21 protein-coding genes are annotated in these 22,968 nt (G+C 50.3%); 7 read left to right on the top strand and 14 right to left on the bottom strand.

The annotated features are described in order from the left end of the window. Positions 1–63 precede the first annotated feature (63 nt). A complete protein-coding gene (locus R3B84_11370; GenBank protein ID MEZ6141159.1) occupies positions 64–1,083 on the top strand; it encodes a D-alanine--D-alanine ligase in 1,020 nt (339 codons plus the stop codon). A 60-nt stretch (positions 1,084–1,143) separates the two neighbouring features. Here R3B84_11370 and hemH read toward each other — a convergent pair whose 3' ends face one another. From hemH to R3B84_11330, 8 genes are all read right to left on the bottom strand, one after another. Continuing rightward, a complete protein-coding gene (gene hemH, locus R3B84_11365) occupies positions 1,144–2,157 on the bottom strand; it encodes a ferrochelatase (protein ID MEZ6141158.1) in 1,014 nt (337 codons plus the stop codon). Positions 2,158–2,342: 185 nt separating this feature from the next. Continuing rightward, entirely contained in the window at positions 2,343–2,507 is a 165-nt protein-coding gene (locus R3B84_11360) for a DUF1559 domain-containing protein (protein MEZ6141157.1), read from the bottom strand. A gap of 846 nt (positions 2,508–3,353) precedes the next feature. Then, positions 3,354–4,340 carry a hypothetical protein gene (locus R3B84_11355; GenBank protein MEZ6141156.1) on the bottom strand — a complete coding sequence of 329 codons (987 nt, stop codon included), beginning with the start codon at positions 4,338–4,340 and terminating at the stop codon, positions 3,354–3,356. 95 nt (positions 4,341–4,435) lie between these two features. Further along, positions 4,436–5,356, bottom strand: coding sequence for a TIGR01777 family oxidoreductase (locus R3B84_11350; GenBank protein ID MEZ6141155.1), 921 nt, complete (start codon positions 5,354–5,356; stop codon positions 4,436–4,438). Positions 5,357–5,385: 29 nt separating this feature from the next. Then, a complete protein-coding gene (locus R3B84_11345) occupies positions 5,386–6,375 on the bottom strand; it encodes a TGS domain-containing protein (GenBank protein ID MEZ6141154.1) in 990 nt (329 codons plus the stop codon). A gap of 207 nt (positions 6,376–6,582) precedes the next feature. After that, positions 6,583–7,335, bottom strand: coding sequence for a 3-oxoacyl-ACP reductase family protein (locus tag R3B84_11340; protein ID MEZ6141153.1), 753 nt, complete (start codon positions 7,333–7,335; stop codon positions 6,583–6,585). 127 nt (positions 7,336–7,462) lie between these two features. Beyond that, positions 7,463–8,503 carry a hypothetical protein gene (locus R3B84_11335; GenBank protein MEZ6141152.1) on the bottom strand — a complete coding sequence of 347 codons (1,041 nt, stop codon included), beginning with the start codon at positions 8,501–8,503 and terminating at the stop codon, positions 7,463–7,465. Further along, entirely contained in the window at positions 8,500–9,117 is a 618-nt protein-coding gene (locus R3B84_11330; protein MEZ6141151.1) for an RNA polymerase sigma factor, read from the bottom strand. Before R3B84_11330 ends, R3B84_11335 begins: the two co-directional genes overlap by 4 nt. Before the next feature lie 248 nt (positions 9,118–9,365). Here R3B84_11330 and R3B84_11325 point away from each other — a divergent pair, with 248 nt between their 5' ends. Further along, on the top strand, positions 9,366–10,379 hold the full coding sequence (locus R3B84_11325) for a hypothetical protein (protein MEZ6141150.1): 1,014 nt from the start codon (positions 9,366–9,368) through the stop codon (positions 10,377–10,379). A gap of 44 nt (positions 10,380–10,423) precedes the next feature. On the opposite strand, the gene R3B84_11320 is transcribed toward R3B84_11325, so the two are convergent. Continuing rightward, entirely contained in the window at positions 10,424–11,728 is a 1,305-nt protein-coding gene (locus R3B84_11320) for a TAXI family TRAP transporter solute-binding subunit (protein ID MEZ6141149.1), read from the bottom strand. A gap of 322 nt (positions 11,729–12,050) precedes the next feature. Continuing rightward, positions 12,051–14,801 carry a pyruvate, phosphate dikinase gene (ppdK, locus tag R3B84_11315; protein MEZ6141148.1) on the bottom strand — a complete coding sequence of 917 codons (2,751 nt, stop codon included), beginning with the start codon at positions 14,799–14,801 and terminating at the stop codon, positions 12,051–12,053. 177 nt (positions 14,802–14,978) lie between these two features. On the opposite strand from ppdK, the gene R3B84_11310 reads away from it, so the two are divergent. The 4 genes from R3B84_11310 to rsmA all read left to right on the top strand — a co-directional run bounded on the left by R3B84_11310 (position 14,979) and on the right by rsmA (position 18,333). Further along, entirely contained in the window at positions 14,979–16,085 is a 1,107-nt protein-coding gene (locus R3B84_11310; protein MEZ6141147.1) for an AAA family ATPase, read from the top strand. Between the two features lie 379 nt (positions 16,086–16,464). Continuing rightward, the gene (locus tag R3B84_11305; GenBank protein ID MEZ6141146.1) at positions 16,465–17,136 is read left to right on the top strand and encodes a hypothetical protein; all 672 of its coding nucleotides are present in this window, start codon (positions 16,465–16,467) and stop codon (positions 17,134–17,136) included. Further along, entirely contained in the window at positions 17,124–17,258 is a 135-nt protein-coding gene (locus R3B84_11300; GenBank protein ID MEZ6141145.1) for a hypothetical protein, read from the top strand. Before R3B84_11305 ends, R3B84_11300 begins: the two co-directional genes overlap by 13 nt. A gap of 151 nt (positions 17,259–17,409) precedes the next feature. Then, positions 17,410–18,333, top strand: a complete 924-nt coding sequence (gene rsmA / locus R3B84_11295; GenBank protein ID MEZ6141144.1) for a 16S rRNA (adenine(1518)-N(6)/adenine(1519)-N(6))-dimethyltransferase RsmA — start codon at positions 17,410–17,412, stop codon at positions 18,331–18,333. Between the two features lie 108 nt (positions 18,334–18,441). Here rsmA and R3B84_11290 read toward each other — a convergent pair whose 3' ends face one another. From R3B84_11290 to ilvN, 4 genes are all read right to left on the bottom strand, one after another. Next, on the bottom strand, positions 18,442–18,660 hold the full coding sequence (locus R3B84_11290) for a hypothetical protein (protein MEZ6141143.1): 219 nt from the start codon (positions 18,658–18,660) through the stop codon (positions 18,442–18,444). Between the two features lie 77 nt (positions 18,661–18,737). Then, positions 18,738–20,219, bottom strand: coding sequence for a M81 family metallopeptidase (locus tag R3B84_11285; protein ID MEZ6141142.1), 1,482 nt, complete (start codon positions 20,217–20,219; stop codon positions 18,738–18,740). Then, positions 20,219–20,524, bottom strand: coding sequence for a hypothetical protein (locus R3B84_11280; protein MEZ6141141.1), 306 nt, complete (start codon positions 20,522–20,524; stop codon positions 20,219–20,221). The genes R3B84_11285 and R3B84_11280 overlap by 1 nt, the downstream gene beginning before the upstream one ends. Continuing rightward, on the bottom strand, positions 20,521–21,018 hold the full coding sequence (gene ilvN, locus R3B84_11275; GenBank protein ID MEZ6141140.1) for an acetolactate synthase small subunit: 498 nt from the start codon (positions 21,016–21,018) through the stop codon (positions 20,521–20,523). Before ilvN ends, R3B84_11280 begins: the two co-directional genes overlap by 4 nt. A gap of 353 nt (positions 21,019–21,371) precedes the next feature. Between ilvN and R3B84_11270 the strand changes: the two genes are divergently transcribed. Beyond that, entirely contained in the window at positions 21,372–22,952 is a 1,581-nt protein-coding gene (locus R3B84_11270) for an arylsulfatase (GenBank protein ID MEZ6141139.1), read from the top strand. The last annotated feature ends 16 nt before the right edge of the window (positions 22,953–22,968 follow it).

Genomic DNA, 22,968 nt, shown 5'->3' with positions numbered 1-22,968 from the left:
GCGTCAATGTGCCCAGAAAGGGTGTTCCCCTTTCCTAACGGATAACCACCAGCGAATCCTGCCATGCTTATTGGGATAGCCTTTGATCTGAAATCTGATGAACTTCAACCAGCAGACCGACCAGATGACTGGAATGAAGAATTTGATAGCCCCACAACAATCGCCCACCTGCGGGGTGCTTTGGAAGCACTTGGCCACGAAGTTGTGGAGTTGGGAAATAATCGGCCAATGCTGGAAGCCTTGTTGCGGCAGCCACCGGACCTGGTGTTCAATATTGCGGAAGGTCATGGGATCTCCCGCAATCGTGAAGCACGTGTGCCCGCAGTATGCGAAATGCTGGATATTCCCTGCACCGGTTCGGACGTGCTGACGTTAGCACTGGCCCTGGACAAGGATTTTGCCCGCAAAGTGGTTGCGGAGGCGGGGGTGCAAATTCCGAAAGGATTGCTGCTGCCAGTGCCAGAATTACCTTATTCTGGTGATTTTGCCGAATTTTTACCATTGCTGGAGGAAGCAGAACTGCCACTTCCGGTGATCGCCAAGCCCACTTGTGAAGGTTCCAGCAAAGGCATTCGCAACCGCAGTTTGATTAAAACGCCAGAAGAATTAGGCCCAGTGGTAGCACGGTTGTGGCAGGATTACCAACAGCCTGTGCTGTTGGAAGAGTTTATTGCAGGCGATGAAATAACGGTTGCGATTACAGGAAATGATCCCCCACAGGTTTTGGGTGTGATGCGTATTCTCCCACAGACACCAACACCGGAGTTTGTCTACAGCCTGGAAGTCAAACGGAACTGGCAGGAGATGGTCAAGTACGAAGCACCCGCAAAACTGCCCAACTCGGTAATGATGGCGATCGAAGATGAAGCGTTGCTGGCATACACAGCATTGGGATGCCGCGATGTTGCCCGACTCGACTTTCGTGTTCGCGATGGAGTTCCTTATTTCATCGAAGCAAATCCACTTCCTGGCTTAAATGCCGAAACAGGCGATATTGTGCTGGTTGCGAAGGGTGCCCACTGGAGCTATCAGGATCTGGTAGCAGCAATCATCGATGCGGCCATTGCCAGACAAAACAGGTGATCGGAATCTTAAAGAGGTTGGTTTTATTGGTCAGGATTTGAGCAAGTTTCTGACGAACAATCAGGTTCGTTCAAATGCGAGCTCTGCGGTCGAACTTTCCAACCAACCTGCTCCTTCTTCTCGCAGCAATTGCTCCATTGCATGGATCCAGCTTGGGTGGTCGTTCAGGCAACTGCAGGCGTGCAGGTTTTCTCCACCTGCTTCCAGAAACACTTCTTTCGATTCGTGGCCAATTTCATCAATCGTTTCCAGGCAGTCTGCGGTAAAGCCAGGCAACAGCACCATAATGTTCTTTTTGCCCTGCTTGGCAAGCTTTTGCAGGGTATCATCCGTGTAGGGTTTCAGCCATTCATCCCGCCCAAACAACGACTGATATGTCTGTGTCCATTGTTCCCGTTTCAGGCCTAATCGTTGCACCAATGCTCGTGTCGTCCGTACTACGTGGGTGGCATACGGATCCCCACGCTGGGCATATTTTTGCGGAATACCATGGAAACTGATCACAATATGGTCTGGTTTCCAGGTGAGCTGTTGCAAATTGTCGTGGTAGATATCAACCAGTGCGTCAATGTAAGCGGGATGATCGTAATTTGGCGGGACAATCCGTACCGCAGGGACAAATCGTTCTTTCATCAGTGCGTGAAACAGGACATCGGTGGCTGAAGCGGAGGTGGTAGCAGAATATTGGGGATACATCGGCAAAACAATCAACCGATCGACCCCTTCATGGATCATTTCGTGGACCACATCGCCCACCGCGGGACTGCCGATCTGCATGCCAAACCGTACCGGAATATGGGGAAAGCGTTCCTGCAAAAGAGCAGTTTGCCGTTTGGTATAGTGCATCAGCGGGGAGCCGGTTTCCGGATCCCAAATACGGGCATATTTTTCGGCAGATTCTTTCGGCCGAAATGGCAAAATGAGCAGTCTCAGGATGAACCACCAGAGCACCCGTGGGGCTTCAATGACCCGTCGGTCGCCCAAAAACTGCTTTAAGTACGGTTTTAGTGCTGCTTTCGTGGGGGCTTCGGGCGTGCCCAGTTGAATCAGCAATATTCCAGGTTTACCTGCCATTAATGTCCATTCCCAATTAATCTGTTAATGAAATGATAAGCTTATCACCCACATTTGGGCCATTAAGGGGGTAAAATTATTCAGGAATTGCCGATGAATGCTGAGAAGGTGAGCGATTCACGGCGATCGAACAAAAAATGAAATGTGAGACAAAATTCAACCTGGAAAACAAACCAGGATGAGCATTAGTTATCGTTGACAACTTCGCCACCAGCGCGGGTGCCCAGTGCAGTCAACAATTGCTGGCTGGCGGAATCCCGAATGAACCGAACAGAACCATCGCACATGGCGAATTGAGCCCCACCGGTGTGACGGCTGCTGAAGCTGACTTCATAAGCTGCCCAGTTCAAATCACCTTCTGCACCCTGGCTGGCACTGGTGGATGGTTTGGGATAATTATTTCTGCGTGACTCCTAACTGCTTAGTTTCTCGAAGACGACAGAGAAATCATTTTCAAAGTTCAACAGGGGGTCCCAGGTTCCAAGACCGAGAATCTCCTTAGGATTGCCAGCGGCTTTTGGCCATTGACTAACTGGGTTCTCGTACAAGACGTTGCCGCCTCCAATGATGCGCGGTTCTAAAACTGAGATTCCGCCCACTTTGTTGACCGAATCAATCAATTCTTCAAGCCCTTCCTCATCGTTATCCTCAAGATAATTCAGCGGAGTGACTGCGGTATATCCGTGAGTGTATTGAACAGAGAGTCGATCGAACCGGCAACCAAATGAAAAAAGCGAGTTGGGTACCGCGTTGCAACCGATGTCTGTTTCATCATCATCTGCTGCGAAGAAAAAGGTAGAACAGCGAGCTGCGGTGGCAACAGCCAGGGCAATGTGAACACTGGAAATCTCTGCTCCCTGCTAAGTCCATGCGAAATCCCTGGGCTGCTGGATCGCAGAATGGAGAATGTCGATGCTGCAGCTTCCCGCGCGGTTTCCAAAGATCGAGCAGCCAAATGGAGTGCTGATTGTGCTGATATCCGCGAGCAAAGTTACCGAGAACGAGATTGCTTGCCGCGTCAAAATCAGGCAGGGAGGTAAACACAAATCCGTTGGTGAAATATCCCATGAAGAACTCCGCTCGACCTGGAGGCAAACTTTGATTAAAAAGATTTCATTTCAATCAACGTTCAACGGCAATTGTATCCATCACATATTATTTTCAAACCAGATCCAGGATACATCTCAATAGCCAAATTACTTCTCACGCCAGAGTGCTTCGCGGGTGATTCCTTTCTTTTCCTGGATAGATGAAATTTCTTTCATAAATCGCAGCGCATCCACCGGATACCCCGCAGTGGGCTGCAAGTTGGGCAATTCACGCTGCCAAAACTCATTAAATTGTACCATCAGCAGTTCCCGCAGGTACTTGGCCAGCATCGAACTCAGTGCGACGTTCCAGTGATCTGCATCCGATCGTGGGGCAAACCGCACCGTAATCGTGCGATCGTGCCCAATGATTTCGTAAACCGATTCACCAGCAGTTTCCTTGACCGTCTGCACCCAGCACCCTGGGAATGCTTCACTAAGGAAAGCGGTGTAGTACAATCTCCCACCCAGGCGGTCGATAGCGATGAAAATATCTTCATTTTTTGGCTGCAGGTCGTTGGTGGCTGCCAGCAGTTGAATCAGAGCATGTTGAACAATGCCTGATTTGACCTGCCATTCCTTCAACAGTTGATTGAACCGCCCTGTGGGCACAATCATGGCTTGCATTGGGCCAAAAACAGTATCTGTGGGGGCCTCGGCCAGCACGGCACCACGGGCCTGATCAATAGCGGTCAACGGAGCCCACTTGGGCAGTGCCACATCTTCTGTGAACCAGAATTCCTGCTGCAAATCGGCTCGGCAGTCGGCAGATGTGGTTGCCTGCAACAGTGATGCCAGATCGCCGGGGATCGCACCTGTGCTGCACGCCAAAAGTGCCAGCACACCAGTTTCCAACTGTTCCAGACCCTGCCCGCCGGAATATACTTTTTTGGAATCGTCCACAATCAGGCGCTGATCTTTTTTCCCGCCGGCCTGACGCATCGATTCCGGGAACAATTTCCAGATGGTTGCTGTGGGATCAGTGACGCGGATTGCTGTCGAGCACACCACCAACGGCCCCAGGTTAGGCCCATATCCTGCTTCATCCAATCCCACTCGCCAAGGCATTTGCTTACCCGCTTGCTGATATCTCAAGATTTTCTTTGTTTTAGAATTTCCAGTAAATACGTGCGCGAGATTCCTGACAGCGCACAACATTGTGGGAGGAAAAGGTGTATGTGAAGCGTTGGCTACTTTTTCAGCAAATTCACCAATGCCGGTTCCAGAGTTGGGAATTCGAAGGGAAAATTCTGTTCCAGCAGGCGCTGGGGGGTGACGCGTTGTCCGTGCGTCATCAGTTCCGCAGCTTCCCCCAACAGCAGTCGCAGGAAAATCCCTGGTATTGGCAACCAACAGGGACGACGCAGCACTTTCGCCAATTTTTTCGCAAATCCCCAATTCGTAATTGCTTCGGGTGCGGCAGCATTCACCGGCCCCTGAACTGTGGGATGATCAAGCAGCCACAGATAACAGCTCACGAGATCTTGCAAGTGAATCCAACTGAGCCATTGCTTCCCGCTGGCAACTTTGCCACCCATAAACAGGCGAAATGGCAAGGCCATCGGTGGCAAAGCCCCACCAGAGCGACTAAGTACAACCCCCGTTCGCACGTTGGCTACGCGCACGCCAGCCAGCGTGGCCATGTCAGTGGCACCTTCCCACTGCACGCACACATCGGCCAGGAAGCCGGGGCCGGGCAGGTCAGTTTCGATGAAGCTGGTGGCGTTGTCGGTGTAACTGCCGTAATACCCCACGCCCGACGCGGTAATGAAGGATTTCGTGGTGCCAGATTCTGTAAATGGTTTGCTGGCAAGTACTTCAGCAATTTTTTGTGTACTAACCGTGCGGCTCTGCAGAATCCGGGCTCGCTTTTTCTTCGTCCAGCGGCCAGCAATGGTTTCCCCTGCCAGGTGGATCACTGCATCTGCTGCCAGAATCTCGTCTCGCCAACCTGCATCATCCCCCAGGTGGGTGGTGTGAAAACGCACGTTCGGCTGTTCTGATGTTGTTTGAGAGCGGGTAAAAACAACGACCTCATCACCACGTTGGGCCAAAGCGGAAACCAGTTCCTTGCCAATTAATCCGGTACCACCCGTGACCACCACACGCATTGAAATTGCTCCCGGTTGTTACACCGTCGTTACACACTCAGTTCCACCACGTCGCCTTCGGACAACACGTGGTCTTTTTTCACCGTCTGACCATCAAACTGGGCACTACCCCACACTTTGGCCGATTTTAATTTTTCCGCCAGTTCGGTATGGACCTGTTCTGCAAAATCGAGCACCGTCCCGCCAATCGGAATCGTGAACGGTGCGGTCATGTCGGGCTGTTTGCCGGGCTGTTTGCCATACACTCGAATCAGGCCCAGTCGCTGGTAGAGTGCAGCACGCAAGGCATTCATATTGCCCTGTTCTGCCGACACTTCCAGAATCTGAAAACGGTTTGGAAAAATCTCCTGAAACATTTGTAGACGGTCCTGGGCACCTTCCGCATCGATTTTGTTGGCAATTACCAGTGCCCGCACGTGATAAATGGTGGGATCGTCTTCCGTTTCGGGCATCTGATCCACCAGTAGCCGTTTCCGCTTTTCCAGTTCCTGCACAGCGGTTTCTGCAGCAAAAGGGCCATCATCGTCGCCCAGATCCAGCACCAGAGCCACCGCATCGGCCGTGCGGGTGAAATCGCTGATGTACGGTTCGTAGAGATCGGCGGTAATCGGTGGCATTTCAATCAGTTGCAGTCGAACATTTTCGAAATCCATCATCCCAGGCACTGGTTCTCGGGTGGTGAAAGGATAGGCCGCCACTTCTGGGGTGGCTTTGGTTAATTTCCGCAACAGAGAACTTTTCCCACCATTGGGCCCACCCAGCAGCAGAATTTGCCCACAACCCTGACGTGGGATCTTGTAACTGGTGGGCGATTTTTTTGCCGTGGAGCGTGCGTGGTCGATATCGTCCGAAAGTTCGCTGATTTTGCTCTTCAACTGAGCCTGAACTTTCTCACTGGCCTTATGTTTCGGCAGAATGACCCACATTTTCTTGAGGGCTGCCAGTTTTTCTTCTGGCGAACGGGCTCGGCGATACTCGTCTTCGGCATCATGGTATTGTGGTGGTAAATTGACGGCCATTCTTCGGACTCCTGCATCCCACAAAGGAAATGTATAGTCTATTAATCCTGAACTTTCAGCCGATAGAAGCAGTTGGGAAACCAGTAAAGGTGGGCAAGATCCCTAAAATGCGAGGTAATTTTCAGCTATTTTCTGAAATTTGAGAAAATACCAAAACGTTCCACGTGGAACACAGACAGGCGTTTGAATGTTAACATTAAGTCTGGCTTAAAACCAGCCGCCTGTAACCGGCAACACCTGACCGGTGATGTAACCTGATTCTTCACTGCAAAGGAACAGCACGGCGTTGGCAATATCTGCAGGTTGTCCCAACCGGCCAAGTGGGATCTGTTTCAGATATTCTTCCATCATTTCAGGTCGGATATCCCCGATCATGTTCGTCTGCACCACACCCGGTGCGATAGCATTAACGGTGATCCCTTTGCGGGCAAGTTCCCGGGCCCACACTTTAGTCATGGCGATCACACCTGCTTTGGCAGCAGCATAATTCGTTTGACCATGGAACGGGAAAAGACCCGCCACCGATGCCATATTCACAATCCGTCCCTGATCGTTCAGCAAGTCTAAAGCAAATTTGGTGGTGTGGAATACGCCATCCAGATTCGTATCCACAACCGCCCGAAAATCATCGACTGTCAACTTTCGCAAGGTGCGGTCTCGCAGCACGCCTGCATTGTTCACAAGAATATCGATTTTCCCAACGGTGGAGCCGATGTTGCTCATCATCGTCTGCACGCTGTCCGGATCACGGACATCACACGCAAACAGCTCCACTGATGCACCGTTGTCCTGCAAGTTTGTCTGCAGGGAGGTCGCATCACTCGTGCTGGTTTCATCTGGAAAATAGTTGATCAGCACTCGGGCTTTCGCATTTGCAAAGTGGCTGGCAATTGCGGCACCGATACCGCGTGAAGCACCAGTTACCAGCACCGTCTTGCCAGAAAAATCATAGCTGATCATGCACCATTCCTCCCAAAACTGGAATGCATTCAAAATAGCCCTGATGCAATTTTACGATGTTCTGGAACAGGTGCGTGCCACAAATTGTTAGATACAGGAGTTCGGAAGGTTTGCGAACAAACGGCAATCAGGGGCGATCTTCGCAACTGCCTAAGACGCTATCCCACGAACTGATGCCTGCGTGAACTTTTTGCTGCAAATTGTGAAAAATGTCATCGGCATTAACGCCCACGTAGACTGAGCGACAGAGTCGCACGTTACCAGCGGCAAACAGGACATTGCTGCCGGTGGAATGATTGATTGGCGTAATGACCGTTTGTTCCCGCTTGGGTGCGTCCGACATCAGTGGGTAGGAACTCAGATCGGCGGCCTCAGGATGCAGTTGTAACTGCCCACTATCATCGCGGTAACCCAGACTGTAGGTGTAGCCACCAAAAGAACTGGTGCTGGCATTACTGCTGCAGCGGGGCAATGTTTCGGAGGTAAATATGCTGGAAGCCAGCAAATCATCCAGCACCGTACGTACAGGCTGTCCTTCCGGCACCGTGGGCAAACCTTTATTATTCTGAGAGCTGTAGGTTGTCAGCCCCTGATACATCTGCTGCAGGGAATTCTGGCAGCGGGCAATTTCACGATTCGATTGAAAACGACCAATCAGTGGTACCACAATTCCCACGCCGATCAGCAGAAAACAGGCGGCAATTAACCAGCCAAATATCGTCCGTGTAGAGCCACTCACTTCGAGTTCATCCCCAGGGAGCACGATTGCCGCTTCTGTGGGAATAGTGCTTTCATATTCGATTTCTACTGGCTCATCGTCATCTGTGATGTCTTCGGAATGATAAAGTGGCACATCCGGTGGTGGCGTCTGCTGCTTGATTACCGTATCGACACTGGAAGCTGGCAGTGCCACAGGTTCCATGTGTGGGTGATCCACCATGTACTTCGCCACCTGGCCCAGCGTCGAAAAATAAAGTGATGAGGGTGGCTCGCTGTCATCTTTCAAAACATCCAGCGGCAACAACAACGTTTGCAGAGAATTCAGAATTCTGGTAGTATCGGGCTGTTTCTTCAGCCACTGCTCTACCTGGGCATCAGTGGCGGGGTCGTTCAGCCCCATCACATGGCCTAACAGGTTTTCTTCGATGGTGGTGTCTATTCGTTTCAAGAGTATTCACTCAATGCCGTGGACGAGGTCCAGGCCTGGTGTAATTTCAACATCGCGGTATGCAACCGCGATTTTACCGTCCCCAGTGGTATGCCAAGTACTTCTGCAATATCCGCATAGGGGAGACCCTGGAAATAAGCCAGAATCACCACATCGCGGGAATGCGGCGGCAAGCTGTCAATTGTTGCCCGCACGTATTCCTGCAATTCTGCTGTGGCCACGTGCTGCAGCGGTTCTGGCTGATCGGAACGCAATGTATCGAGCAGACTCTTGTGTTTTCCCTGGTTGGAAGCAAACTCCTGATCGATACTGACTGCATTTCGCCTGCCCAACTGCCGCATCAGGTCAATTGCCTGATTGGTGGCAATCGCATAGAGCCAGGGACGCACCTTCCTGGTGGGATCGAACGTACCTGCTTTGGCAAAAACCTGCACAAAAGTTGTCTGAAAAACATCTTCCGCCAGATTTTCGTCGCCAAGATACTGCTTGAGATAGCCAAAAAGTTCCTTTTCGTACCGTTTTACCAGAACGCTGAAGGCTTCTTTCTGACCACTGCAAAAACGAAGAAGTAAATCTTCGTCGCTGGCCCGTGCTAGTGGGATAAAGTTATGCACTTGGTAGTTACCATGTAGCTTGTACGACGTTGCAATCGGAAAGGTTCAGCACCACCGAACCTCAGTTCCAATTCTATTTTAACCAAATCTAGACCAATTTTTGCCTAAAGCGAACTTTTCAATGAAATTCAGGTCGCACTTGACAGGATTTCGGGTGCTGCCTATTGGCAAAGCGCGAATTTTGCGCTCAGACGAAAGCATCAGTGGGGAAAACCAGGCGATTTTCCCCACAACCGAACCGGGGAACAATGAATTTTATTCAGACAACTAAACGATTATCACGATATTCCCACTGGATCTTGCCATCTTTTCTCATGATTGTGGCAGCACTGCCCATTGAAGCGGCACCGAAAACCCAATATTTACTGCTTGATAATGAGAATATGTTAATTGGTGCGGTCGAGCAGATCCCAGGTGGGTATCGAATTCACCAGGCTGTCGGTGGCAGTCTGGAACTTCCAACCAAAAAAGTACTGGGGGTTGTTGACAGCCCAGCTGAGGCGTTGGCGATTGTTCGGAAACGGGCTAATCTGGATGATGCGGATGAACGTTTGCGAGTTGCTCGGTGGTGTTTTCAGCATGAATTGCTGCCCGAGGCGATTGTTGAGGCACGTCAGGCAGTCAGTATGAGAGCGAGTTTTGTGCTGGCGGAGCGCTATCTGGCTTATTTGCAAAAATTGGCGGAATATCAAGCAAGTGCCGCCAAAAATACCCACCCAGCACCGCTAACACCAGATTTGGATACAGTAGTAGAACTAAAGCCCCTACCGTATAACCCAGAAACGTTCGCATATTTCTCCCGCTACATTCAGGGCATTCTGAACAATTCCTGTGCCACGTGCCATACCAAGGAAAAACAAAGTTCTTTTGTCCTAAGTCGGCGAAATGGACCCGATGGGCTCAATCAAAATATTCAGGAAGTGATGAAAATTGTGGATTATCGCCAGCCAGCGAAAAGCAAGATCCTGAAAATGGCCCTGCTGCCCCACGGTGGTGCGGCAAAACCTGCTTTTCAGAATAATACCCACCCCGCTTACCAACGACTACAACTGTGGGTGGAGGCAGCAGTCGAAGGGGTGGCCCCACCAAAAGAGGCTGTGCCAGATAAAACTGTCCCTGCCACTACGGATGTTTTTGCCGGGCAAGGGACTGCCACCCTGAAAACAGGCTTTGGAGCAGAACGCAGCAATGAAAAACTGACACCCAAAGTGGACCCGTTCGATCCCAACGAATTTAATAAATTGCTGGAACCGAAGAAATAAGGCGATTTGCAGCACCGTTCACGGAAAGAAGTCTGCAAATCTAATCATTTCTTTTCAGACACTCTCGCGTAAATCATCCGCATTTGAATTTTTTCGCTGAGTGCCGCACATTGCGACAGAAAAATAGCAAAAAGTTGATCACCACGCACCTTTTCGCTGGTTAATTCTTTCAAGGCATCCTGCTTGATGTGGGTCACCTTACGAAGATATTTCCTTAACGTTTCCGGCTCTGTGAAATCCATTTGTTCCAGTTCAACAGACAAGGTCATCTCGATGTAATGATCAAGCTTCGTTTTCTGCAATTCATCCGCTGCTGCAACAGCTCGCTCGCGTCGGCGACGAATCCATCCCCAGATTAACAGCGTGAATGCCACCAGACCGAAGATCGCTTCTTTTGATTTGGATAACAGTTCCAGGGCATCTGATAGCTGCTTGAAATCGGCATTCGGATCGTGGTATTTTGCCACCCCGGAGTGCATTACCGCAGCGTCATAGTCCCTGGCCTCTTTTGCACTGTAAAGTGCCGGATAAGTAGCCCGAATATCTGTTTCGTACAGCACACTCATTGCGGCTGCGACCAGCCGTTCTGATGTATCTGCTCTTGTGGATAGCAAGGCAGTAACAGCAACGGTTTGCACAGATTCTGGTGGCAGGGGTGTTCTGTTGGGATACAGCCCTCGGGGAATGGTTGCTTTCTTCAACCATGGATAGCGCAGCGTTAAGACATCTGCATCGGCGATTTCTACCAACTGTAATTGTTCGTTGTGTAACAGTTTTTCAATAATCGGATTCATCCAGCCGGTCGTAACCAGGGCAGCATCAATCCCTTGATCTGTTTCCAGTGTGCTGAAGTGTTCTACTCGATCAACCATGTTTTCTGGTGATAAATCATAATGCGTTAGTAAGGTCAGGGAATTGCGACGCATGCTTGAACCATTCAGCCCCAATGCCACCCGCTTCCCTTCGAGATCCACCATAGAACGGATCTTCTTGTCCTTTCGTGTGATGAAATAAAGCGGTTCCTCGAATAATGGGGCGATACCCACCACTCCCTCTGGTGCAAGTGATACTGTCTGAATGAGTGCCAGTTCTACCTTGCCTTCTCGCAACAGCTCCAGATTCTCATCGCTTCCTGCTGTTTCAATGACCTGTACGGGACGACCGGTGCGTTCATGCAATTGTCGGGCAAAATCCTTTGCAAAAGAGTCATACAAACCTTCTTCTTTGCCCGCTGCAATACGAATTACCGGTGGTAGTCGTTCTGCAGATTGGAACCAGAAGTAAATGCCCACACTGGGCAACGCAGCAATTGCCAAAATCATCAATAACAGTCGAATTTGTTTTGACATAGTAACCTAAGCTCGCGAGTACAAAGGAAGTTTCCACCAGTGAAGTTCTGCACACGGCATATAAGCGCAGTCTACAAACAGCAATATTCTGGTGAGCGATGTTCAACAATCTATTCTGCGGAGGCGCGATCGCATTTAAGAAGAATTGACTGTTTTGGAGAAAAATCCGGTAGATTGAACTACGAAATAGCCTGAAACTTATTTTGGTAGAAGGCTGGGTGGGCTGTTTTCATGAAAAGCCCTGAAAACAAAATACCCGAATTGATAGCTGGGGCTTCCTAGCCACTTCAGAATGTGTTGTTACTTCTAAAGCTCTGGGGAATTACTTCCCTAAGGCTGCCTGGGCTGCTGCCAGACGTGCGATCGGAACACGCATTGGCGAGCAGCTCACATAGTTCAGACCAATTTTGTGGCAGAACTTCACGCTGTCTGGATCGCCACCGTGCTCACCGCAGATACCAATTTTCAAATTGTTGCGAACTTTGCGGCCTTTTTCCACACCAATCTGCATCAGACCACCGATCCCATCGAAATCGATCACCTGGAATGGGTCACGTGGGACAATATCGTTCTCAGTGTAGAAGCGGATGAAGGTACCGTAATCGTCGCGGCTGATCCCCAGACCGGTTTGCGTGAGGTCGTTGGTACCAAAGCTGAAGAATTCGGCATCTTCAGCAATCTGATCGGCACAGATGGCTGCACGTGGCAGTTCAATCATCGTCCCAATCTGGTAGTGCACCTTGGATTCCGTTTCAGCAAATACGCGTTCGGCGGTTTCACGAACAATCTTAGCCTGATTCTTAAATTCCTTGGCGAAGCCCACCAGAGGAATCATCACTTCCGGTTCCACATCGATTCCTTCTTTCTTCAACTTGCAGGCAGCTTCAAAAATGGCACGTGCCTGCATTTCGATGATTTCCGGGAACACAACACCGAGGCGGCAGCCACGGAAACCGAGCATGGGGTTGAATTCGTGCAGCGATTTGATCTTGGCTTCCACATCGGCAGCACTGACTTTCAGTTCTTTAGCAACTGCTGCTACCTTTGCGGGGTATGAATCGCCATCTTTTTCGTGGCTGGGCAGGAACTCATGCAGCGGTGGGTCAATCAGACGAATCGTTACGGGCATGCCCTTCATCGCCTTGAAGAGACCATAAAAATCTTCCCGCTGAATTGGCAGCAGTTTATTCAGTGCGATGCGGCGAGATTCGACCGTGCCCGACAGAATCATTTCCTGCATTGGCTGCAGGTGTTCGAAAAACATGTGTTCGGTGCGGCACAGCCCGATCCCTTCCGCACCCAGTGCAATCGCCTGCACCGCCTGATCTGGCTTATCGGCGTTTGTACGAATCTTCAGTTTTCGCACGTTATCCGCCCAGCTCATCAGTTTGGCAAACTGCTGGTACACGTGGGATTCTTCTGGCTTGAGCGTTTTGGTCAGAAGTACCTGGGCCACTTCGCTGGCTCTGGTTGCTACCTGGCCTACCATCACTTCGCCAGTGAAACCATCGATACTGATGAAGTCGCCTTCTTTCAGCACCAGGTCGCCCACGGTCACGGTTTTCGTGTCGTAATCGATATGCAGTGCGGAACAGCCCACGATACAGACTTTACCCATTTGACGGCTGACCAGTGCAGCGTGAGAAGACGCCCCACCGAATGCGGTCAGAATACCATCGGCTGCCTGCATCCCACGAATATCTTCCGGGCTGGTTTCGCGACGCACCAGGATCACGCGACCTTCTGGTGCACGCTTGCCGTGGGCATCCGGTTTGCCGTATTGCTGAACGTAAGCCTCTGCATCGTCTGCAAAGAACTTGATGACACCTGTGGCGGCACCCGGACCTGCGTTGATCCCTTTCGCGATCACCTTGGCAGTACGTTTTGCTTCCGGGTCGAAGATTGGTTGCAGCAACTGGTTCAAGTCGTCAGGAGGAATCCGCCCACTGGAAAGAGCTTCTTCCTGGCTGATCAAGCCCTCATCCACCATGTCCACGGCAAATCGCACCGCAGCGAAGCCAGTTCGCTTGCCGTTGCGGGTCTGCAGCATCCACAGTTTCCCACGTTGAATGGTGAATTCAATATCCTGCACGTCTTTGTAATGCTTCTCCAGAATCTGCCGAATTTCCATCAATTGCTTGTGGGATTCAGGCATTTCATCGGCCAGTTCAATAATTTTCTTGGGTGTGCGGATACCAGCAACAACGTCTTCCCCCTGGGCATTGATCAGGTATTCGCCGTAGAATTCGTTTTCGCCAGTGGCTGGGTCGCGGGTGAAGGCGACACCAGTGCCGGAATCTTCGCCCATGTTACCAAAGACCATCGAGCAGATGTTAACAGCGGTTCCCCATTCGTGTGGGTAGCCATACTGCCGACGGTACACGATTGCCCGGTCGTTGTTCCAGGAATTGAAGACGGCTGCAATTGCACCCTTCATCTGTTCCATGGGATCATCCGGGAACTCGCGACCTTTCTTGTGCTTCACAGCAGCTTTGAAGCGTTTGACCAGTTCTTTCAGGTCATCCACGTTCAGATCGGTATCCAGTTCAACGTTGCGTTCGTGCTTCAGTTCTTCCAGAATTTTTTCGAATGGATCGATTTCTGTCTTGAGCTGTGGCTTCAGGTCGAGCACCACGTCGCCGTACATCTGCACGAATCGGCGGTAGCTGTCCCATGCGAAACGTTCGTTGCCAGTGCTTTCGATCAGCCCTTGCAGCGTTTGCTCATTCAGGCCGATGTTCAGCACGGTATCCATCATCCCGGGCATCGAAACGCGGGCACCGGAACGGCACGAAACCAGCAGAGGATTCTTGGGATCGCCGAATTTAGCACCCATGGCTGCTTCGGTTTTTGCCAATGCCTCGGCAATCTGTGCGTCCAGTTCTGGTGGGTAGCAGAGATTGTTTGCATAGTAATACGTGCAAACTTCGGTTGTAATTGTAAACCCAGCCGGGACAGGTAAACCAATCAGACACATTTCGGCCAGGTTTGCACCCTTGCCACCGAGCAGTTCTTTTTGCTTACCATTACCTTCGGCTGAATTGCCGCCGAAGAAATACACATACTTAGACATGTTCAAACGGTCTCCGTGAACAAAAAATTTCTGAACAATACGATGCTCATTTGATACGAATCGAACAGACTTTCGGGCAGATGGCCCGCCAACTTCCTTGGGAAGAAGCATTTCAGCGAACTATCTATAAAACATCCCATTGGAAACTCTACAGAGGAATGTCGCAAGGAATCGACTGTGCTGCCACCTACGCCTATACCACCGGATTGGCGCATCGACTGGGATACTATTGATCAGTACCCGTGGATGCAGGCATTGCGTGGGGTCAGCCAGAATATCGATCGCCATGCCGAAGGCGACGTGTGGACACACGTGCACATGGTGGTCGAAGAGATGGTGGCCATGCCCGCCTGGCGTGTTCTACCACATGATGTTCGACAGATACTGTTTCTGGCCGCACTGTTCCACGATATTGCCAAACCTGCCACGTTTCGCAAAGAAAGCGACGACCGCATTTCCTTCCGTGGGCATTCGCGCCGGGGGTCGATTATGGCCCGCAATATCCTGTGGCGACTGAACTTCCCTTTTCATCAGCGGGAACAGGTCTGTGCGATTATCCGCCACCACCTGGTGCCTTTTTTTCTAGTAGACAGCGATAATCCCGTTCAGATTGCCAGCGAAATCACTCAGTCTGTGCGTGCTGACTGGCTGCGACTGATGGCTATTGCCGATGCCAAAGGGCGAATTTGCCCCGATCCCTTGAAACTGCTGGATCAAATTGAACATTTTCGCCAGACCTGCCAGCAATTAAACTGCTGGGGTCACGCACGATTATTTCTCAATGAACGGGACCGTTTCCATTACTTTAATTTCACTGGCAAAGCTCGCCCTTACCCACCGACCGAACCATATCGGTGCGAAGTAATTCTGCTCTGTGGCTTGCCCAGTTCTGGCAAAGATTATTGGGTTCAGCGGGTGGCACCGCAGAAAAGAATGATCAGCCTGGAGCAGATTCGCCAGAAAAACCGCATCCCAGCCAGTGATCCGCAGGGCAAAGGCTTTCAATTAACCTTCGATGCAGCGATCCAGTGTTTGAAGCGTGGGGAAAACTTCATCTGGAATGCCCCCCACCTGACACGGGTTTCCCGTGCGGAATGTGCCAAAGTCTGTCGCGACCACCACGCACGTTTACGGATAGTGCATATTGAAACTCCTTACCAGCAATTGATCCATCAAAATAACCAACGCCCACGTCCGGTGCCAGTACACGTGATTGATCGCATGACCGATCGTTGGGAAGTGCCTGACCTGTCAGAGGCACATCAGGTAGATTTAGTTATATAATTGATCTATTATAAAACTCACCTTCTTAAATATCCGAATGTTCAGTGAATTTTATTTCACGTGAATATTTATATATTGCCACGTCGATTCTTCACAGATCATTTTTATTGCGAACTGTGCAAACAATAGAATAGTTGAATCGACATAAGCTATTTCAAGATAAAGACTTACGGATGAGGGAACTATTTTGTGAATTTTTCCCGAATAACGATCAGACAATTGTTAGAACAAATTTTCGGTGCCCCATCTCATGATTCCGTGGTTGTGAACGTTTTGGAAAATATTCAAAAAGTCGTCTCATTTTCCTCATTTTCTCATTAATGAGTTGGTAAACTGCACCTTACAAATCACCCTTTCCGTTGGTGCAGGAGAAAAACTCATGCGTAAAGTACTCGTAGTGGCAGCACTCGCTGTCATGTTTGGCTATCTGGGCGGCCAAGGCGCGGCACAGCAGCCAAAACAGCAACCCAAGTTCGATTTCAGCTTGTTCCAGAAAATGGGACCAATGCTGCGTGAAGCCGGCAGCACCCCTGCCGTTCTGCTGTCGAATGCCAGTGTTCAGACCGAACTGAAAATGACGGATGAACAAAAGGCAACGATTCGCGAAAAAGCCACTTCTCTGTCGATTATGCCAAACTTCCGCGATCAGGAAGCAATGCAGAAAATGATGGCCGACTTCCAGAAAATCATGGAAGCACCAGAAGAAAAACAAGCAGAACTTGTGAAAGAAATGGTGAAGCCACGTTTGGAAGCTGCTGAAAAAGTGATGAAAGAAGTGCTGAAAGAAGAGCAGATCAAACGACTGAACCAGATCCAGATCCAGAACATGGGCCTGGCAGCATTCACCAATAAAAAGGTGATTGAAGAGTTGAAGCTGGAAGATCGTCAGGTGGAAAAATTCACCGCACTCAACGAAGAACTGCAGAAAGAACTGACAGAACTGCGTCCGATGCGTGGTGGTGCTCGCCCCAGCCGTGAAGATTTCAGAAGATGCAGGAAAAAGGTGCTACCCTGCGGAAAGAAGCCAGCGAAAAAGCCATGGAATTGTTGACCGATGCACAAAAACTGACCTGGAAAGAAATGACCGGTGAAAAGTTTGAAATGCAACAAGGCTTCGGCTTTGGTGGTGGCACTCGTCCAGGTGGCAATCGTCCTCCTCGTAAAGACGACTAATTTCATCAGCAAAGTAACTTTTTGCTGATTCTGACAATTACCTGATTCATTTGCCCACATTTCTACTTGAAGTAACCTGATTTCCCACCGATAATGCATTGTTGCGGATCATTTCCGCAATCATTCGATTTTGGGAGAATTGATTCTGCAAATGTCTTCATCACCGCAACCACGTCAAACACTTAGCTACATCCACGATCTCCTCCGTTCGCGTGGGTTGCGGCCCAAAAATAAACTGGGCCAGAACTTCCTTGTCGACCTGAACCTGCTGGAAGTGGTTGTCCAATCTGCCGAGCTGACCACCGACGATTGTGTGCTGGAAGTGGGCACTGGGACCGGTGCACTGAGCAGTCGAATTGCAGACCAGGCGGGGGCATTATTCACGGTTGAACTGGATGCAGATTTTTTCCGGCTGGCCCGCAGCATACTCGCGGTGCGTGAAAATGTGTTGCAGTTCCACGGCGATATTCTGGAACGAAAAAACGAAGTTAATCCGTTGGTGCTGGAAGGTTGGCTGCAACTGCAACGAGAAAAAAATCTGAACCGACTGAAACTCGTTGCGAATCTGCCATATGCAATTGCGACACCGCTGATTGCCAATTTGCTGATTGCCGAAGTGCCACTGGAAAGAATTGTGGTGATGGTGCAATTAGAAGTTGCCCAGCGTTTCATCGCCACCGTGGGCACGAAGGATTACGGTGCGTTGGCCATTTTGTCGCAATCGGTTGCGGATACCGAGATTCTCCGCAAAATCCCCCCCACCGCATTCTGGCCACGACCCAAGGTAGATTCGGCCATTATCCAGATTCGCCCCAATGCCGAAAAACGAGCTCAGGTGGGCAATATTCTGGCATTTCGCCATTTTCTGAGAGATTTATACACCCAACGCCGCAAAAGTTTACGGCAGGCACTGGTGGGCTGGCCAGGTGGCAAACGTGACAAAGCCCACGTTGATGCTGTGCTGGCGGAACTGGGGATCAGCGGCACAGAACGTTCGGAAATGCTGGATATCCCTACCCACCTGCGTCTGGCAGCAGCATTTGCCAAAGAACCCGATCAAAACAACGCAGATTGAACCTTTATACAGGTAGCAGCGGCATCCTGCCGCTGATCTAAGATTGGAAGCCTGTGCTGATTCCGGGTTTGATTGTTGATATATAAGCCACTTTCAATGAGAGAAATCTCATTTTCCCGATAACGTCAGGGCACCTGGTGTTTCCCAGATTGGCAGGTCATCCAGATCTCTGGTATCAATTGTCTCCCAATCCCGAATGTGCAGCAGGTGGGTCAAAAAGGCGTACACAACCACCGTGCAGAGCAACCCAGCCATAAATTCAGGTGGCAGTGGTATCCAAGCAGCTAGCGTGCCCCATAAGATCGGTGCAGGAAAAAATAGCTGCATACGGAAGTAATGATTTCCAAGGGTGTTAAAAAGTAATCTAGTACATCAATTCATGTGCAGAGGATATGAGAAAAATCTCACACATCTGTGGTGCCATCCAGCGGGAATATCGGACGACGAATCCGCTGGTAATGAAACATTTTCGGATCAATCGCAGTTAAGCCGGGCGTGTTCACATGGATTATTTCTGGGTGCAGTTCTGCATATGCTGCTTTGTAGGCGACTGCCGCCTTCACCACAATGATCGATCGTTGGCTGGGATCGATTCCCAGCGATGTCAACTGTCCCAGGCTGAATGGTGGTGTCCGCAAGCTATTGATAACCAATAGGTTATTTTCACCCACTTGAAGGACGACTGTTTTCCCCTGATCGTGGTAGCGTTTCCCACCATGGCGTGGTTGGAGTTCTTCCCAAGTCCCCGCGTCGATACTCCTGACGGTGCCAGTAATAGGGATTGGTTTGCCGTGCAAGTCATCTGATTTTGCACCGACAGCACCCGAAAACGTACCACCGATTCCCAGTTGTTCCGCAAGTGCCACTGCCTGAGGATCGTACAGCACCACCAGCCAACCGGTGGCATTTGCTGCAAGCAATTCTGCCAGCAACGTGGTGCCATCGCCTGCCGACCCACCGCCAATATTGTCGCCCAGATCAATCAGCAGTTTCGGGTTGGGGTGTTGCGACGCAACTGCTTTGCTGACAGCAACTTCTGGCGAATCTGCAATCACATTCAACGCGAATCGCTGTGCCCACAACTGCTCGGCAAGCAGGTCCGCTTCCATTTCTGCCTGCTGGTATTTCCCATCCGTCACCACCACCACGCTGGGGCCCATGTTGGGCACATCGGCATAGTAATAGCCACCAAAAACGCTGGCAGCCAGTACCCCATTTTCCTGTTCGAGCGTGCGTGCGGCGACCATAATCTCGCGCATGGGCGATTGTTCCGTCGCCTGACCGAGCAAATTGATAATCAGTGGCAACGTGGCGACCGCACTGACAGGTTGAATTTCGCCTCGAAGCGTTCGCACCAGCAATTTTCCGGCTAATTCCCCACAACGAAACTGATCCACGTGGGGGTAAGTCTGGTAGCCGACGATAATTTGGGCTAATTGGGCAATTTGTGGGTCGTTATTTGCATGGAAATCGAGCGTGACCGCCAGAGGAAGCTGGTAACCGAATTTTTCTCGAAAACGCCGCACCAGTTCCAGATCGCCACTGAAACAGTTTTCGGTGACCATGGCACCGTGCAGTGCCAGCACCACACCATCGGGTCGATGTTGGGCAATCTGTTGAAATAACTGCTCGCACAGGCGATCAAACGTCGCTTGTTCCACAATACCAGAAGGAGTCGCCCACGCCATGCACAGTGGGATCACTTCTGCACCTTCGGTGCGGCAGGCACTGATCGCCCCACCCAGTTCATGGTGGGTATTCTCCCACGTCGCCAGAAGTTGGTCACCCGTGGTCAATGAGCCTTCACGAAATTGCTGTTCGCCCACGGTGGCGCTGGAAAATGTGTTGGATTCGTGCATCAAGCCGCCCACGCCGATGCGAATCATTATTCTGTTACCCGTTCCACAATTGTCCGATCATCGATGGCAATGCTGGAAAGCTCCTTGTTTTCCTTCAAAAAGTGCAGCACGGGAACAATAATATCGTCTTCCGGCACCCGATCGGTGGTGACGCCTGTGGCCAGATAGTTCAGATCGCGATAAGTTCCCTTTACGGTCGTTGTCCATAATCGGGAGCCTACACGCACTGTCTGGGTAATTTTTAACTGGTCGCCCGCTTTCAATGAACGCAGCAGTTCCAGTTTTTCGTCGCTGATTTTACGAGTGGATGAAAAAATAGGGCTGGCGCTCATAAAGTTTTCCTGTCTTCCGGTGTCCCACGAATCAAGGCGATCCGACCAGTGCGTGCCAGTTCGATAATGCCATACGGACGCATCAATTCAACGAATGCCGCCACTTTGCTTTCCTGACCGCTGACTTCGATCATCAATGTATCCAAGGTGACGTCGATTACGCGCCCACGGAACATTTCGACCAGCAGCGACAGTTCCACCCGTTGTGCGGCGGTGGCCTTCACTTTAATCAGCATCAGGTCGCGTTCGACGAAATTTTCAGCGGAAATATCCGTTACTTTGACAACCGTAACCACTTTATCAAGCTGTTTACGAACCTGATCCAAGGTATTGTCGTCGCCATGCACCACGAAAGTCATGCGGGACATATCGGGATTTTCCGTTTCCCCCACCGCCAAACTATCGATGTTGAAGCTGCGTGAAGCAAGCATTCCGGAAATATGGGCCAGCACACCAGGCTGATTTTGCACCAAGGCAGAAAGCACGTGTCTCATGGAGAAGTTTTCACTCGTATTATCTGAAATAGTCTAGCGACCGCAGTGCGAGATTCAATCAGTCGGTGCCCACAGAAAGCCCTGGTCCAAAAATCACCAGCAAACTCAAGGGCAAATTGTTTGACAGAAAACTGCCGAAAGTGTACAAAAAGTAAGCGGTGCGATATTTTCCAGTACGTTACAGTTACATCAGCCTCAATGGCAGATAAAGAAACCAACAACAGCGACTTTGTTTTTGCTGAATCGCGATGTAAGGCCGCTGATACCCTGTGTAGTCAGATTAACACATCGGAACACAAGCACTTGCTGCAAAAGAAAGAAAGCACTTTGTAACAAATCCGGAGATTCATTTCATGTTGAAGATCATTTCAAGTAAGCCACTTAGTTGCCAACTGGCAACAATGTTATTTCGCTTCATCTTGTGCATCGTTGCATTCACCATTTCCACAACCGCAAATGCAGGCGATCCTTTACCCAATATCGTGGTGATCCTTGCAGATGACCTCGGGTATGGTGATTTAAGTTGTTACAATTCACAGGCCAAAGTGCAAACGAAAAATCTGGATGCACTGGCAGCGAAAGGAATACGTTTTACGGATGCACACAGTCCCTCTACCGTCTGCACGCCCACGCGGTACAGTATTCTTACCGGACGAATGCAGTTTCGCACCGGAATGAAAGGGGTTTTCTCTGGAGTTGGTGGGCCATGCCTGATTGAAAAAGATCGCCTGACCTTGCCACAGATGCTGAAAAACAAAGGCTATGCCACGGCATGCATTGGCAAGTGGCACGTGGGGATGACATTTTTTGATTCTGCAGGCAAACCGATTCGTAATCAGGGCATTGAAGGTGTGCAACAGATTGATTACAGCAGGCCAATTCCGGATGCACCGATTCACCGTGGTTTTGATCAATTTTTTGGTACAGTATGCTGTCCCACAACGGATTGGCTGTATGCATACGTTGAAGGAGATCGTATACGGAAACCCCCTACAAAACTACTGGATCGTGCGACAATTCCCAGGCATGCCTACAGCAACGATTGCCGACGAGGCCTGGTGGCCGACGATTTCAAGCACGATGAAGTCGATCTGGTGTTTCTGAAACACAGCCAGCAATTCATCGAAAAGCACGTGAAAGAACAGCCGAAGCAACCATTCTTTCTGTACCACGCCATGCAGGCGGTGCACCTTCCATCGCTGGCGGCACCACAGTTCCAGGGCAAATCCAAAGCTGGGCCGCACGGCGATTTCCTACTGGAAATGGATTTCATCGTGGGCGAACTGTTGGCAACGCTAGAAAAAGCAGGTGTATCAGAAAATACTCTGGTAATTTTCGCCAGCGATAACGGACCAGAAGTACCGACAGTGATTGATATGCGAAAAACCTACCAACACGATGGAGCCCGCCCTTGGCGTGGGGTGAAGCGGGATCAGTGGGAAGGGGGACATCGCACACCGCTGATTGCTTACTGGCCAAATCACACCCCACGTGGGAAAGTTTCTGATCAGCTCATCAGTTTAACGGATATCATGGCAACCTGTGCCGCAATTACGGACAGCAAATTGCCTGAACGTGCTGCCGAAGACAGTTTCAACATGCTGTCTGTGCTGTTGGATAAACAAGGCGACAAACCAGTGCGTGAATACATGTTGCAACAAACCATCTCCCATGCCATGTCCATTCGTCATGGCAAGTGGAAGTATCTTGACCATAAAGGTTCCGGTGGCAACAACTACACCACAGGCGGCGAATGGGGCATGAAACAGTTTGCAATCCCCAATAACGACGTTGATGCACCCGGGCAGTTGTATGATCTTGAAATTGACCCAGGTGAAACGAATAACCTTTACAGTAAATATCCAGAGATTGTGAACAAGTTGAAATCAAAACTAAACGAGTTTCGCGAAAGTGGCCGCAGTACACCGAAGTGATTTTCAGTTCAATCTG

It is taken from the genome of Zavarzinella sp., from assembly GCA_041399155.1.
Taxonomy (GTDB): Bacteria; Planctomycetota; Planctomycetia; order Gemmatales; family Gemmataceae; genus JAWKTI01.
The sequence above is the reverse complement of the archived record's forward strand: the minus strand, read 5'-3'. Positions and strand labels throughout refer to the sequence as shown.

What these genes read in the sequence shown, in the direction of transcription:
- R3B84_11370 (MEZ6141159.1), top strand. Translation starts at nt 64, where the DNA reads ATGCTTATTGGGATAGCCTTTGATCTGAAATCTGATGAACTTCAACCA.
- hemH (MEZ6141158.1), bottom strand. Translation starts at nt 2,157, where the DNA reads ATGGCAGGTAAACCTGGAATATTGCTGATTCAACTGGGCACGCCCGAA.
- R3B84_11350 (MEZ6141155.1), bottom strand. Translation starts at nt 5,356, where the DNA reads ATGCGTGTGGTGGTCACGGGTGGTACCGGATTAATTGGCAAGGAACTG.
- R3B84_11345 (MEZ6141154.1), bottom strand. Translation starts at nt 6,375, where the DNA reads ATGGCCGTCAATTTACCACCACAATACCATGATGCCGAAGACGAGTAT.
- R3B84_11340 (MEZ6141153.1), bottom strand. Translation starts at nt 7,335, where the DNA reads ATGATCAGCTATGATTTTTCTGGCAAGACGGTGCTGGTAACTGGTGCT.
- R3B84_11325 (MEZ6141150.1), top strand. Translation starts at nt 9,366, where the DNA reads ATGAATTTTATTCAGACAACTAAACGATTATCACGATATTCCCACTGG.
- R3B84_11320 (MEZ6141149.1), bottom strand. Translation starts at nt 11,728, where the DNA reads ATGTCAAAACAAATTCGACTGTTATTGATGATTTTGGCAATTGCTGCG.
- ppdK (MEZ6141148.1), bottom strand. Translation starts at nt 14,801, where the DNA reads ATGTCTAAGTATGTGTATTTCTTCGGCGGCAATTCAGCCGAAGGTAAT.
- R3B84_11305 (MEZ6141146.1), top strand. Translation starts at nt 16,465, where the DNA reads ATGCGTAAAGTACTCGTAGTGGCAGCACTCGCTGTCATGTTTGGCTAT.
- R3B84_11300 (MEZ6141145.1), top strand. Translation starts at nt 17,124, where the DNA reads ATGGAATTGTTGACCGATGCACAAAAACTGACCTGGAAAGAAATGACC.
- rsmA (MEZ6141144.1), top strand. Translation starts at nt 17,410, where the DNA reads ATGTCTTCATCACCGCAACCACGTCAAACACTTAGCTACATCCACGAT.
- R3B84_11290 (MEZ6141143.1), bottom strand. Translation starts at nt 18,660, where the DNA reads ATGCAGCTATTTTTTCCTGCACCGATCTTATGGGGCACGCTAGCTGCT.
- R3B84_11285 (MEZ6141142.1), bottom strand. Translation starts at nt 20,219, where the DNA reads ATGATTCGCATCGGCGTGGGCGGCTTGATGCACGAATCCAACACATTT.
- R3B84_11280 (MEZ6141141.1), bottom strand. Translation starts at nt 20,524, where the DNA reads ATGAGCGCCAGCCCTATTTTTTCATCCACTCGTAAAATCAGCGACGAA.
- ilvN (MEZ6141140.1), bottom strand. Translation starts at nt 21,018, where the DNA reads ATGAGACACGTGCTTTCTGCCTTGGTGCAAAATCAGCCTGGTGTGCTG.
- R3B84_11270 (MEZ6141139.1), top strand. Translation starts at nt 21,372, where the DNA reads ATGTTGAAGATCATTTCAAGTAAGCCACTTAGTTGCCAACTGGCAACA.